General features: G+C 73.5%; 11 protein-coding genes. 8 read left to right on the top strand and 3 right to left on the bottom strand.

Features of this window, described 5'->3' with window-relative positions; translation table 11 throughout:
• Position 1: 1 nt before the first annotated feature.
• From OG199_RS00625 to OG199_RS00615, 3 genes are all read left to right on the top strand, one after another.
• The gene (locus OG199_RS00625) at positions 2-535 is read left to right on the top strand and encodes a GNAT family N-acetyltransferase (protein WP_405827233.1); all 534 of its coding nucleotides are present in this window, start codon (positions 2-4) and stop codon (positions 533-535) included.
• 78 nt (positions 536-613) lie between these two features.
• Positions 614-1,873, top strand: a complete 1,260-nt coding sequence (locus OG199_RS00620) for an MFS transporter (protein WP_405827231.1) — start codon at positions 614-616, stop codon at positions 1,871-1,873.
• Between the two features lie 50 nt (positions 1,874-1,923).
• Entirely contained in the window at positions 1,924-2,805 is an 882-nt protein-coding gene (locus OG199_RS00615) for an aminoglycoside N(3)-acetyltransferase (RefSeq protein WP_401808848.1), read from the top strand.
• 165 nt (positions 2,806-2,970) lie between these two features.
• Here the strand turns inward: OG199_RS00615 and OG199_RS00610 are convergent, their stop codons facing one another.
• Positions 2,971-3,294, bottom strand: coding sequence for an acyl carrier protein (locus tag OG199_RS00610; protein ID WP_351725100.1), 324 nt, complete (start codon positions 3,292-3,294; stop codon positions 2,971-2,973).
• A 239-nt stretch (positions 3,295-3,533) separates the two neighbouring features.
• The gene (locus OG199_RS00605) at positions 3,534-3,935 is read right to left on the bottom strand and encodes a hypothetical protein (protein WP_405827229.1); all 402 of its coding nucleotides are present in this window, start codon (positions 3,933-3,935) and stop codon (positions 3,534-3,536) included.
• Positions 3,936-4,328: 393 nt separating this feature from the next.
• Here OG199_RS00605 and OG199_RS00600 point away from each other — a divergent pair, with 393 nt between their 5' ends.
• The 4 genes from OG199_RS00600 (at position 4,329) to OG199_RS00585 (ending at position 10,291) form a co-directional block, all read left to right on the top strand.
• Positions 4,329-5,690, top strand: coding sequence for an aminotransferase class V-fold PLP-dependent enzyme (locus OG199_RS00600; RefSeq protein ID WP_405827227.1), 1,362 nt, complete (start codon positions 4,329-4,331; stop codon positions 5,688-5,690).
• Between the two features lie 30 nt (positions 5,691-5,720).
• On the top strand, positions 5,721-6,710 hold the full coding sequence (locus tag OG199_RS00595) for a LysR family transcriptional regulator (protein ID WP_405827225.1): 990 nt from the start codon (positions 5,721-5,723) through the stop codon (positions 6,708-6,710).
• A gap of 672 nt (positions 6,711-7,382) precedes the next feature.
• Positions 7,383-8,270 (top strand): DMT family transporter, encoded by an 888-nt coding sequence (locus OG199_RS00590; protein ID WP_401808909.1) that lies wholly within the window; start codon positions 7,383-7,385, stop codon positions 8,268-8,270.
• A 224-nt stretch (positions 8,271-8,494) separates the two neighbouring features.
• Entirely contained in the window at positions 8,495-10,291 is a 1,797-nt protein-coding gene (locus OG199_RS00585) for a glycoside hydrolase family 15 protein (protein WP_405834375.1), read from the top strand.
• A gap of 374 nt (positions 10,292-10,665) precedes the next feature.
• On the opposite strand, the gene OG199_RS00580 is transcribed toward OG199_RS00585, so the two are convergent.
• Positions 10,666-11,403 (bottom strand): TetR/AcrR family transcriptional regulator, encoded by a 738-nt coding sequence (locus OG199_RS00580; RefSeq protein ID WP_401808860.1) that lies wholly within the window; start codon positions 11,401-11,403, stop codon positions 10,666-10,668.
• Positions 11,404-11,497: 94 nt separating this feature from the next.
• Here OG199_RS00580 and OG199_RS00575 point away from each other — a divergent pair, with 94 nt between their 5' ends.
• On the top strand, positions 11,498-12,988 hold the full coding sequence (locus OG199_RS00575) for a DHA2 family efflux MFS transporter permease subunit (RefSeq protein WP_401808863.1): 1,491 nt from the start codon (positions 11,498-11,500) through the stop codon (positions 12,986-12,988).
• Positions 12,989-13,152: the final 164 nt, after the last annotated feature.

Here is a 13,152-nt window from a genome sequence, read left to right as displayed (position 1 = left end):
GGTGCTGCGCCCGGCGACCGTGCTGCGCCCGGTGACCTCCGCGGACCTCGACCGGTTCGACACGGAGTTCGCCGGGCCCGACGGACCGGGCCCCTACCAGTGGTTCGGGCACACGCCGACCCTGCGGCTGCGCCGACTGCTCGACGAGCGAGGCCTGCTCGGCGGTGACGAGAACATGCTGTCCGTCACCGTCGACGACACCCTCGCCGGACGCGTCGAGTGGTTCCGCCGCGCGTGGGGACGCGTGGAGACCTCCGCCTGCTGGGAGATCGCGATCGGCCTGTTCGCCGCCCACCGCGGCCAGGGCATCGGAACCCAGGCGCAGCGCCTGCTCGTGGACTACCTCTTCACCCACACCCGGGCCGAACGCGTCCAGGTGTGCACCGACGCCGGCAACCTCGCCGAACAACGCGCCGCCGAGAAGGCCGGCTTCGCACTGGAGGGCCGGGTCCGCCGCGCCCAGTGGCGCGCCGGCACCTGGCACGACCAGCTCCTCTACTCCGTCCTGCGCCCCCTCGGCCCGCCCGCCCCCTGACCTTCCACCGCCCGACCCCGACCCCGTAGCTGCAGCTGTAGCCGTAGCCGTAGCCGTACGACCGAGCGGAGAGCGCGCATGCCCCTGTTCCCGGCCAGTCTGCAAGGCCCCGCACGGCAGCTCGCCGTCCTGCACGGCATCGACGGCATCGGCGTGGGCCTGTACATGTCCGGCTCCGCGGTCTACCTCACCCAGGTCACCGGCCTGAGCCCGGCCCAGATCGGCATGGCGCTGTCCGCCGCCGGACTGACCGGGCTGCTGGCCTCGGTGCTGTTCGGCATGGTCGCCGACCGCACCGGGGCACGCCCGCTGCTGACCTGGCTGCTGATCGGGCTGGGCTGCGGCTACCTCGCACTGCCCGCCGTGCACGCGGCCTGGCAGTTCGTCGTCCTGGCGGTGGCGGTGGGCGCCCTGCAGTTCGGCACCGGCCCCTCCTTCATGTCCCTGATCGCCGAACTCGCCCCCGGCCAGGACCGGGTGAACGCGCGCGCCGCCATCCGCTCCGTCGGCAACGCCAGCATGGGCCTGGGCACCCTGGCCGCCGCGGTCCTGCTCGCCGTCGGCACCCGTGGCGCCCTCCAGGTCATCCCGCTCGCCAACGGCGTCACGTTCCTGGTGGCGGGCCTGCTGGTGCACCGGCTGCCCGCGGCCGCCGCCCGCCCCGCCCCGCCCGCCGCGGGACGCTTCACGGCGCTGCGCGACGGGCCGTTCCTGCGGGTCGTCGCGGTCAACGCGGCGCTGTCGCTGCACGACTCCGTGCTGGCGGTGGCCATCCCGCTGTGGATCGTCGTCGGCACCGGTCTGCCCACCGTGCTCACCCCCCTGCTCATCGGACTCAACACCGTGCTGTGCGTACTGCTCCAGGTCCGGGCGGCCAGGGGCAGCGACGACCTGCCCGGCGCCGCCCGCCTCGCCCGCCGCGCGGGCCTCGCCGGGGCCGCGTCCTGCCTGCTCCTGATCCCCACCGGCCATCTCGACACCCTCACCGCCGGGTTCCTGGTGTGCGCCGCCTTCGTGGTGATGACCGGCGCCGAACTGTGGCACGCGGCCGGGTCCTTCGGCATCGGCATCGGCCTGGCCCCCGAGGACCGGCGCGGCGAGTACCTCGGCGCCTTCCAGCTCCACCACGGCCTGCAGTCGATCCTCGGCCCGCTGATCCTGACCGCGTTCATCGGCCACGGCTCCGGGCTCGGCTGGACGGCGGCCGCGGTCCTGTTCACCGCCGCGGCCCTCCTCGTCCAGCCCGCCGTACGCGCCGCCGCCGCTGCCGCCGCTGCCGCCTCAGCCGCCGAAGCGCCGGCACCCCGGCCCACCGCGGACCAGCCCGCCCTGGACTGACCCCGAAGAGACCGAAGAGGTCAAAGACACCGCAGATACCGGAGGCACGGATGCTGCACCCCGCCGCCGATGCCCGCACCCCCGGCCCCTACGACGGCCGCGAACTGGCCCGGGACCTGCGGGCCCTGGGCGTCGAGCGCGGTGACGTCGTCATGGTCCACACCTCGCTGAGCGCCCTGGGCTGGACGGTGGGCGGGCCCGTCGCCCTCCTGCGGGCCCTGCGGGAGGCCGTCGGGGCGTCGGGAACCCTCGTGGTGCCCGCCTTCACCACCTACCTGACCGACCCGGCGACCTGGGTCCAGCGGCCCGTGCCCCCCACGTGGTGGCCCCACATCAGGGCGTCCCTGCCCCCGTTCGACCCGGACGTGCACCCCGTCCAGCCACGCCTTGGCCGCTTCCCCGAGTTCGTACGGACCCTGCCCGGCGTCCACCGCTCCACGCACCCGCTCTACTCGCTGGCCGCCTCCGGCCCCGCCGCGCCCGCCCTGCTCGCCGCCCACCCGCTGCCCTACGGCCTGGGCGCGCGCAGCCCGCTGAGCGCGCTGGGCGGTGCGGCCGCGAAGGTCCTGCTGATCGGGGTGGGCTGGGACAAGTGCACCGTCCTGCACCTGGCCGAACACCTCACCCCCTACCCGGGGCGCCGCGTCCACCGCATGCGGGTGCCCCGCGCGGGACACGACGGGGCCACCGTCTGGCAGGGCAGCGACCAACTCGTCATGTACGAGGGTGACTACGCGCGCATCGGCGACCGGGCCGCCCGCGCCGGTCTGGTCCGGGAGGGCCCCCTCGCCGCCGCCCGCGCCCTGTTGTGCCCGGTCGCCGACCTCGTGGACCTGGCCTGCGGCTGGCTGGAGCGGCACCGCGACCTGAGCGCCTGGGGCGTGGCACCGAACATGACCGGCGTACGGGAGGCCCCCGCCACGGCACTGTGACCGGCGGGGGCCTGGTATTCCGGCTGTTCCCGGCTGTTCCCGGCACCGTCACCGGCGCCGGGACGCTGTCGAGGGCGGAAGTGCTGTCGAAGGGGCCGCCGCACATGTCCTCGGGAGTGTCCGGGGGAGTGGTGCTGCGGCCGGCGCCGGGGTGTGCGGCAACGGTCAGGCGACGGCCCAGGGACCCAGGTCCCGTGTACGCCGACCGGCTGCCGAGGGCCGGCTCTCGTCCCAGGCCGGCTGCAGCGCGGCGGAGAGGATGCCCCACAGCTGACCGGCGGTCAGGGTGTGCACGGGGATGACGACCTGGCCGGCCAGACTGACCCGGAACGCCGACTCCAGTGCGCCGACGATGCCGATGAGTGCCATCGAGTCCAGCCCGTAGGCCTCCATCGGAACGTCGGCCGCGGGCTCCTTGTCCTTGCCGAGCCCCGGCAGGCCCTGGCGCAGTACGTCCTCGAATTTCGCGTTCCACGGTACGTGGGCCATCGGGCGACTTCCTTCCGGACACGGGAGAGGGGGAGCGGTGCTCCGAGCAGCACCGTGCCGGATCCCGCTCGAGCCGCCGTGGACGCCTGCTCAGGCCGGCCGCCGCGATCGCCCGGCACACGACCGAAGCCCCCGCCACGGCGCTGCCGGCGGGGGCCTCAAGACTCGGTTGGTTCGGTGGGCTCGGTGGGTGCGCCGGGTTGCGGCGGACCTGTGGTCGGATACGGCATCCGTGCCCGTCAGACGGCCGCGACGGTGTCCGCCTTGGGCCAGCCGATGTTGGTGTCGTCGGCCGCGACGGTGTCCGCCTTGGGCCAGCCGATGTCGCCCGTGGCGGTGGCGTAGGTGGCCTTGGGCCAGCCGATGTTGGTGTCGTCGGCCGCGACGGTGACCGCCTTGGGCCAGCCGATGTCGGTGTTGTCCGCGGAGTCGGCCGCGACGGTCGCCGTCTTGGGCCAGCCGATGTCGGTGTTGTCGGCGTAGGTGACGGCGGCGGCCGGCCACCCGATGGCGGAGGAGACCGTGGTGCCCGCCGACTGCGGCCGGCCGATGCTCTGCGCGGCGCTGCTGACGCCGCCGACGGTGAGGACGGCGGAGGCGACGGCGGCGGTGGTGACGGCGATGCGGGCGAGGTTCTTCATGACGGCTCCTCCGTGGCAATGAAGCGAATCTGCGTTGGTAACTTCTTGCCAAGAAGCTTGGCAACGCGAACTCGGGATCCGCTCGGCATTCGCTGGAGATGAGCTGGAGACCGACGAGAGAGGGGGACCTGCCTGCACGGATGCCTGGCAAAGTTTGTCAACGGCCCTGTTTCCGGGCCTGGTCGGGCCCGGTTCCGAAGGGGTGAACAGCGCTTTCGCGGCCCTTTCGCGGCCCCTTCACTAGAGCGCCGCCGGAGCCGACGTTGCCACCACGACCCCCCGCTAGGCAACATATTGCCAAGCACGTTGGCAATGCTTGCTCGTGGGGTTCGCGCACAGCGGCCCCCGCGTCCTGGCAGCCGATGGCCCCGACAGCGGGGGGAGGCCCCGGAAATGAACGCGACGCCGTCATCCACGGATCAGAAGGACCGAAGGGACTGCACGCCCACAAGCGACCGCACAGACCGCACAGACCGTACGGGCCGCACGGACCGGAGTGACCGCACGGACCGCGACAGCCGCAGCGGCCGGGACGACCGGAACACGGCGGGCGGCCCGGCCGGGCGGACGGTCCATCTGGACACGGCGGGCTGGGGCCGTATGCCCGCCGCCGTACGCGCACTCGTCGCCGACTGCGCGGCCCGTGAGGACCGTTACGGGCCGCACGAACTCGAGGAACACCTCGAACACGTCCTGCGCACCGAGATCCACGACCGTCTCGGCGCCCTGCTCGGCGTCCCGGCCGCCGACACCGCCGTCGTCACGGACGCGGCGACCGCCTTCGACGCGCTGGTCCGCCACCTCGGCCCCGGCCGCGGCGACCGGATCTGGACGACCCCCTACGAGGGAGTGGCCAACCTGACGGCCCTGTACGCCCTGCGCGACCGCACCCGCTGCCGGCTCGAGGTCGTCCCGCTGCGTGAGGACGGAGACCTGGACCTGGAATGGATGGCCCGGCACATCGACGACGACGTCGCCCTCGTCTCGGTCGTCCACGTCCCCTCCGGCCGCGGCATCGTCAACCCGGTCGAGACCATCGGGCGGATCCTCGCCCCGCACCGGTGCCTGTACGCCGTCGACGCCTCCTACGCCGCCGGCCAGCTCCCCGTGGACGCCGCCCGTATCGGATGCCATCTGCTGACCGGCGACGGCTGGAGGTTCCTGCGCGGACCCCACGACGTCGGATTCGCCTACCTGGCACCCCGGTTGCGGGACACGTTCGAGGAGGCCGCCGCACACCGCGCCCCGCCGCAGAACGCGGCCGTCGCGGGCCTCAACGCCGCCCTGGCCCACCACGCGGCGACCCTCACCGGGCCCGCCGGACACGACGGACTGCGGCTGCTGCCCGCCCTGCGCGCCGCGGTCGAGGAGACACCCGGCGCCGAACTGATCACGCCGGGCCTGGTCCAGTCCGGCATCCTCGCCTTCCGTCACCGGGAACTGCCCGCCGCGCTCGTGCGCCGGCAACTCGCGGCCCGCGGCGTCGTCTTGTGGAAGACGGTCGCGCAGGAGATCCCGCTCCTGGACCACCCCGCGGGCACCGCCCTGCGCGCATCCCTCCACCACGGCAGCACCCCCGACGACATCACCCGCTTCGGCCACGCCCTGCAGGCCGTCGTCCGCGAGGAGCGCCCGCAGCCCGCCGGCCCCCACCCGGCCGCCCGCCGCACCGCTCCCGCTGCGGCGGCCCCCGCTGCGACACCCGGCCCCAGGCCGCCCACCCGCCGCCACCTGACCCTGTGCCCCAGCCCGTGACCCCGCAACGCCCGTGGTGAGAATGGGGGCGTGCGTCATGACATCAACCCCAGGCTGCTGCGTGCCTTCGTGGCCGTCGCCGAGGAGCTGCACTTCACCCGGGCCGCCGCCCGGCTGTTCGTCGCGCAGCAGGCGCTCAGCCGGGACATCCGGCACCTGGAACGGGTGTGGGGCAGGGCCCTGTTCGAGCGGGACACCCGGCATGTGGCCCTGACCCGCGAGGGGCAGCGGCTGCTGCCCGTCGTGCGGCATGTTCTGGCCGCCCAGGAACAGCTGGGCCGGGAACTGGAGCAGATCCCGGCCGAGGGGAACGCCCGCCCTCTGATCGTCGACGTCGCGCTCCACGGCTCCACCGGGCCACGTGTCCTGGCAGCGGCCAGGGAGGCGGCTCCCGGCCTGGAGTTCGTCTCCCGGTTCCACAGTGGCCTGACGCGGGCGGCGGCCGAGATGGCGGCCGGCCGGCTCGACGTCTCCTTCGGCCGCGTCGCCGGGCTGCCGGCGGCTGTCCGCGCCGGTCTGGAACACCGGCTGATCCGCTATGACCGACTGGCGGTGCACCTGCCCCCGGAGCACCCGCTGGCCGCCCTGCCGCGGGTGCCGCTGGCCGCGCTGGCCGGCGAAACCGTGTACGCCGCCGCGGGCAACGAGGACACCACCGAGTGGACGGACTACGCGCGCGCCCTGTTCGCGGGCCGCGGTGTCGACCTGGCACCGCCCTTCCCGAAGATCGAGGGCGAGGCCGAGTTCCGGCGGGTCATGCGCAAGCAGGGCTGGTCGGTGCTGGCCAACGTCGACTTCTCGGACGTTCCGGAGATGGCCCTGCGTCCCCTGACCGACCCGGTGCCTCTTTCGCCCGTCTCCCTGGTCTGGCGCCGCGGCCTTCGCCACCCGGGAGTGAGAGCGCTGGCCGACGCCGCTCAAGCCCTCGGCTCGGCCGGGAACTGGCTCGAACGGCCGCCGGACTCCTGGCTCCCCGACGCCGACCGCACCCTCGCCGCGGAGCCCTCGCCCGGCCTCTGAACCGCACCGCCACGTCCGCGGCCGAACACGCCGCTGCCCGGTTGCTCCCGGTTGCCGGTGCCGCCCGGGGGGCGTACCGCCCGACGGCCCCCGGCCCTCCCGTCCAACGGCTCCCTGCCGGGCTACGAGTCACTGACCGTCCACCTGCCGTCGGCGCAGGCCACCCTGGTCGCGTTCCTGAACACCGACATCAGTCACGACGGCGCCGCACCCCGCACGCTCTTCGGCGAGGCGGTCACGAGGAGCGTCCCACCGGGACACGTCTTCGACCTGCCCGCGCAGCCCGCGGCGCGCCGACCGCGCACACCACCGGCACCGGCACGCGGCGGTGCACCAACGCCCCTGGGGGCTGCCGCCCCCAGACCCCCGCTCGCCCGAAGGGCTCGTCCTCGAACGCCGGACGGGCTGAAATGCATGACCCTGGGCGTCAGCCTTCGAGGGCGACCCACCAGCGCGGGGCTCGCATCTCCAGCCCGTCCGGCGTTCGAGGACGAGGCCGTTCAGGCCGATGCGGGGTCCGGGGGCGGCAGCCCCTCGGCGTCCCGCACCGTACCGTCAGGGAGCGGACACCGCGCCGTCGCGGGAGCATGGGCATGACCGGCCCCCACGCCGGGCCGCATCCGGCAGACACGGGAGCGCCGGGACACAGCGAGGAGGGACAGGCCGGTGGGCATGGTGGTCTCCGTCGTCTTCGCCCTGCTGGCCGCCGCCAGCAACGCGACCGCCACCGTCCTCCAGCGCCGCGCCGCGCAGGACGTCCCCCTGTCCGAGGGCTTCCGCGCCCGCCTGTTCGTCGACCTGCTGCACCGGCCGGCCTGGCTCGGCGGCATGGGCGCGGTCATGGCGGCGGCCTGTTTCCAGGCGCTGGCCCTGGTCAACGGCGCCCTGGCCGTCGTACAGCCGATCTTCGTCCTGGAACTTCCCTTCGCCCTGCTGATCGGCGGCCTGGTGCTGCGCCGGCGGGTGACCCGGCGCGGCTGGACGGCCGTGGTGTGCATCGCCGCCGGGCTGGGCGTCGCACTGGCCGCGGCGGCACCCTCGGCCGGCACCGACCATGCCGCCGCGGGCGGCTGGGCCGTGGCCATCATCTGCTGTGTGGGCGTCATGGCGGCCGCCGTCCGGATCGCGCTGCGCCTGCCCGCCGGACGCGCCCGCGCGGCCTGCTTCGGCAGCGCCGCGGCCATCGGCTACGCGCTCACCGCGGCCCTGATCAAGGACGCCACCCACGCGTGGCAGACGGGCGGTGTCACCGGCTTCTTCCTCGCCTGGCAGACCTACGCCTTCGCCGCCGCCGGGGTCTGCGCACTGTTCCTGCTGCAGAACGCCGTCCAGTCCGGCCCCCTGGTCGCCTCCCAGCCCGCCCTCACCCTCGGCGACGCCCTGGTCAGCCTCGCCCTGGGCGTCACCCTGTACGCGGAGGAGGTGCGCACCGGCTGGTGGCTGGTCCCCGAGATCGCCGGGGCCGGCCTGATCCTGTACGGAGCGGTCCTGCTGGCCCGGATCCCGCTCGCCCAGACCCTGGTCGCCGCACCCCCCGCCCACCACCGCGGCCGGACCTGATCGCGCCCCCCGCCGCCGCGCCGGGCGGCCCGCCCGCTCCCCAAGCCCAGGTTCCGGGGACTGGTTAGCCTGGAGTGGCAAGGGGGTGGCCAGGCCGACAGCCCGAGGAGGCTGACGTGGCTGAAGCGACGACCGACACCGGAGCGCCAGAAGGACTTCGCCGCGACCCCGGTGCCCCCGGCCCCCGCGGCCCCGGCCCCCGTGGCGCCGACACACCCGCCTACCTGCCGATCGCCGAACACGGCCTGATCGGCGACCTGCGCAGCGCGGCCCTGGTCGGCACGAACGGCACCATCGACTGGTACTGCTGCGCCCGCTTCGACGCGCCCAGCGTCTTCGCCTCGATCCTCGACGCGGAGCGGGGCGGGTCCTTCGAACTGGCCGCGGACGTCCCCGCGCGCACGAAGCAGTTCTACTTCCCCGACACCAACGTGCTCATCACCCGCTTCTTCGCGGAGGACGGGGTCGGCGAGATCCAGGACTTCATGCCGGTCGTCGACGACTCGCGCGAGGCCGGCCGGCACCGCCTGATCCGCCGCGTGGTGTGCGTGCGCGGAACACTGCCCTTCCGCGCGCGCGTCGCTCCCCGCTTCGAGTACGGTTCCGTGCCGCACACCGTGCACGTGTACGACGGCCAGGCCGTCTTCGAGTCGCCCTCCCTCCATCTCGCGCTGACCTCCACGGTGCCCATCGAGGTCGCGGGCCCGGACGTGTGGTCGCTGTTCAAACTCCACGAGGGCGAGTCCGCCGTCTTCACCATCGACCGGATCGGTGGTGAGGTGGCACCGCGTTTCTGCGCCGTGGCCGAGGCGGAGAGGGAGTTCAACGCGACCGTGCGCTACTGGCGGCACTGGCTGTCCCAGTCGCGCTACCGCGGCCGCTGGCGGGAGATGGTGCACCGCTCCGCCCTCACCCTGAAGCTGCTCACCTACGCGCCGACCGGCGCCATCATCGCCGCGCCGACCACCAGCCTGCCCGAGCAGGTAGGCGGCGAACGCAACTGGGACTACCGCTACGTGTGGGTCCGCGACGCCGCGTTCTGTGTCTACGCGCTGCTCAGGCTCGGATTCATCGACGAGGCCGAGGCCTTCATGGGCTTCCTCACCGAGAACGTCGGGCTCGAATCGGCCCGGGCGTCCCAGACCGAGGGACCCCTGCAGATCATGTACGGCATCGACGGCCGCCTCGACCTGCCCGAGCGTGAACTGCCCCATCTCGAGGGCTACCGCGGATCGGCCCCCGTACGCGTCGGCAACGCCGCCGTCGGCCAGCTGCAACTGGACATCTACGGGGCACTGCTCGACTCGTTCTACCTCTACGACAAGTGGGGCAAGCCCATCTCCAGCGGGCACTGGGACAGCATCTGCGAGCTCGTCGACTGGGTGTGCGACCACTGGGACCAGCCCGACGAGGGGGTGTGGGAGACCCGCGGCGGACGCAAGCCGTTCCTGTACTCGCGGCTGATGTGCTGGGTCGCGATCGAACGGGCGATGCGGCTGGCCCAGCACCGCGGCCTGCCCTCCGACATGGTCCGCTGGGGCAGGGTACGGGACGCGATCTACCGGCGGATCATGAGCCACGGGTGGTCCGCCGAACGCCATGCCTTCGTCCAGTACGAGAACAGCTCCATCCTCGACGCGTCGCTGCTGATGATGCCGCTGGCGAAGTTCATCTCCCCGACCGACCCGAAGTGGCTCGCCACCCTGGACGCGCTGGGCGAGGACCTGGTGTCCGACTCACTGGTCTACCGCTACGACCCGCAGGCCAGCCCCGACGGCCTCCAGGGCGAGGAGGGCACGTTCTCGATCTGCTCGTTCTGGTACGTCGAGGCCCTCACCCGCGCGGGCCGGCTGGACGAGGCCCGGCTCGCGTTCGAGAAGATGCTCACCTACGCCAACCACCTCGGCCTGTACGCGGAGGAGATCGGCCACACGGGCGAGCAGCAGGGGAACTTCCCCCAGGCGTTCACCCACCTCGCCCTGATCAGCGCGGCCTTCAACCTCGACCGCAGACTCGGCTAGAAGATCTTTTCCCCCCGCCCGCGGGAGCGCCACACGCCCTCCCGCCGTACGCGGACGGTGACACCCGCCCGGGGATCTCCCCTCCGCCGAGGGTGTGAACGAGGGGATACGGGCCGCATGTTCCGAGGCCGACGGAGTCAAGGCCCGCCGCGCCCGGCTGACCCGGCCGGGCGGGACGACCCCGGCCTGCGGTGGCCGGGGCCCGCACAGGCGCCGGGCGGCACGCGTTCGCGTGATCATCCGGCGCCGCCGGGCCCCGGCCACCGCCTCACCGGCCCCCGGCCACCGCCTCAGCGGCCCCCGGCCGCCGGGCGCGCCGGGGCCCGGCGGGGCCGCGGAGCAGGTTCACCGGTTCGCCGGCCGGTGCGGGGATCTCAGCGTGCGCCCGGGAGCCCGTCGATCATCAGGCCGATGGTGAAGTCGAAGCGGTCGTGGACGGTTCCGGCGGTCAGCTCGGCGGCGTAGCGCTTGGTCTGGGGGAAGGTGTCGGGCAGCGCGGCGAACCGGCGCAGCAGCTCGTCGCGGCTGACGACCCAGCCGTCGTCACCGCGGCCCATCCGGCTGCTCGCCAGGGAGACCTCGAGGCTGTAGGCGTTGACGTAGAGCGACAGCGAGTCGAGCGCCCAGGCGGCGATCTGCGGGTCGATGCCCCCCGCGAGCAGGATGGCGAGCATGCCCTCGCCGACCCGCAGCGTGTCCAGGTTGGACGGAGCGGCGGCGAAGGCCGCCCGGGAGATGCCCGGGTACCGCAGATACTGGTCGCGCAGCTGGGTGCAGACGCCGGCGATCTGCTGCCGCCAGGTGGCGGGGTCCGGCTCGGGCAGCTCGATCTCGGCGCACAGGCGGCCGATGAGCAGCTCGTCCAGATCCTCCTTGTTGACCACGTGGGCGTAGAGCGACGACGGCCCCGTCTCCAGCGCGGTGGCCACCCGCCGCATCGTCAGGGCGTCGTACCCCTCCGCTTCCACGATGCCGAACGCGGTGCTGATGATGGCGTCGACCGTGATCGGCTTCTTGCGCCCGCCGGACGGTCCACGCCGGGCCGCGGGCGCGCTCGAACCGGTGCCGAGCTGGTGCCGGGCCGCGCGCCGTTGCTCCGGAGTCGGTGACATACGGGCAGTCTAACCAATCGACGAACACTGTTCCGCGCCACCAGGAACAGTGTTCGTATTGTTCAGAACGGCGATCCAATGTAGAACAGTGTTCGTGTCCATCGACCAGCGCTCGTCCGAGGCGCCTCCCACCAGCACACCGCCGTCGCGCACCGCCTGGCTCGTCCTGACCGTCGTGGTCATGGCCGACGTCATGGATCTCATCGACTCCAGCATCGCCGGCCTCGCCGGCCCGTCCATCCACGCGGACCTCGGCGGCGGCCAGACCACGGTCCAGTGGGTGCTGAGCGCCTACACCGCGGCCTTCGCGCTCGGCCTGGTCACCTCGGGACGGCTCGGGGACCTGCTCGGGCGCCGACGGCTCTTCCTGCTCGGCATGGCCGGCTTCACCCTGACCTCGCTGGCCTGCGGTCTCGCACCCGACCCGGTCTTCCTGATAGTCGCCCGCACGCTGCAGGGCCTGTGCGGGTCGGTGATGATCCCGCAGGGCCTGGCCCTGGTGAAGGTCGTCTTCCCGCCGCAGCACCTGCGCAGGGCCCTGACCCCGGTCGGCCCGCTGATGGGCCTGACCATGGTGGGCGGGCCCATCCTGGCCGGCTGGCTGCTCCACCTGGACCTGTTCGGCAGCCAGTGGCGCTCCATCTTCCTGATCAACGTGCCCCTCGGCGTCGTCGCCGGCGCGCTCGCCCGGCGCGTCCTGCCCCACCGCGGCGGGGAGGACCCGGCCGCCCGCCTCGACCTCACCGGCGTCGGCCTGCTCACCGCGGCCTCGGCCCTGCTCATCGTCCCGCTCATCCAGGGACGCGACCTCGGCTGGCCCGCCTGGACCTACGTCATGATGGCCGCCTCGGTCGTCCTGCTCGCCCTGTTCGTCGTCTCCCAGCGGCGCAGCCGGCACCCGGTCATCACACCGTCGCTGTTCCGCAAGCGCAGCTTCGTCGTCGGCCTGGTGATCGTGGCCGGGTTCTACGCGTCACTGAGCGCGTTCGTCCTCGTCATCAACCTGCTGCTGCAGCAGGGCATGCACTGGACGCCACTGCGCACCGGCCTCACCCTGATCCCCTGGGCCCTCGGCACGGCCGTCGCCGTGCTGCTCGCGGGCGCCGTGCTCGCCGAGAAGCTGGGACGCGCGAGCCTGCACCTGGGGCTGGCCGTCGCCGTCGTCGGCCTGCTGGCCCTGTGGTGGTCCCTCGCCCACTTCGGCGCCGGCATCACCGTCTGGAAACTGGCGCCCGCGCTGCTGCTGACCGGCTTCGGCTCCGGGCTGGTGTTCGTCCCGCTGGTCGACTTCATCATCGGCGACGCCACCGCCGAGGAGGTCGGCACCGGCGCGGGCCTGCTCAACGCCGTCCAGCAGTTCGCCGGCGCCATCGGTGTCGCCGCCCTCGGCACGGTGTTCTTCGCCCGGGCCGGGCACCCGTCCCTGTCCTCCCGCCTCGCCGCCGCGGAACTGGTCTTCGCCATCGCCGCGGGCCTGAACCTCCTGACGCTGCTGCTGGTGGGCCTGCTGCCCAAACACGCCCAGCAGGCGCACGGCCAGCCCGAACCCGGCACCCAACCCCTGAACCCGGCACCCAACCCCTGAGCTCCGGCACCCAACCCCTGAGGGCGGCGACAACCCCTGAAACCCGGCACCCAACCCCTCAGGACGGCGGACAGCCCGTGAGGGCGGCGGGGCGGCGGACAAGCTCACACCCCGTTCTGTGACCTACGCCCTGTCGCCGCCACAACGGCCGCCCTTACGTTTGC

The organism is Streptomyces sp. NBC_01176 (assembly GCF_045039825.1).
GTDB lineage: Bacteria > Actinomycetota > Actinomycetes > Streptomycetales > Streptomycetaceae > Streptomyces.
Note: the sequence above shows the minus strand (reverse complement) of the source record. Positions and strands in the feature narration are given on the sequence as shown.

What these genes read in the sequence shown, in the direction of transcription:
- OG199_RS00620 (WP_405827231.1), top strand. Translation starts at nt 614, where the DNA reads ATGCCCCTGTTCCCGGCCAGTCTGCAAGGCCCCGCACGGCAGCTCGCC.
- OG199_RS00615 (WP_401808848.1), top strand. Translation starts at nt 1,924, where the DNA reads ATGCTGCACCCCGCCGCCGATGCCCGCACCCCCGGCCCCTACGACGGC.
- OG199_RS00610 (WP_351725100.1), bottom strand. Translation starts at nt 3,294, where the DNA reads ATGGCCCACGTACCGTGGAACGCGAAATTCGAGGACGTACTGCGCCAG.
- OG199_RS00605 (WP_405827229.1), bottom strand. Translation starts at nt 3,935, where the DNA reads ATGAAGAACCTCGCCCGCATCGCCGTCACCACCGCCGCCGTCGCCTCC.
- OG199_RS00600 (WP_405827227.1), top strand. Translation starts at nt 4,329, where the DNA reads ATGAACGCGACGCCGTCATCCACGGATCAGAAGGACCGAAGGGACTGC.
- OG199_RS00590 (WP_401808909.1), top strand. Translation starts at nt 7,383, where the DNA reads ATGGTGGTCTCCGTCGTCTTCGCCCTGCTGGCCGCCGCCAGCAACGCG.
- OG199_RS00580 (WP_401808860.1), bottom strand. Translation starts at nt 11,403, where the DNA reads ATGTCACCGACTCCGGAGCAACGGCGCGCGGCCCGGCACCAGCTCGGC.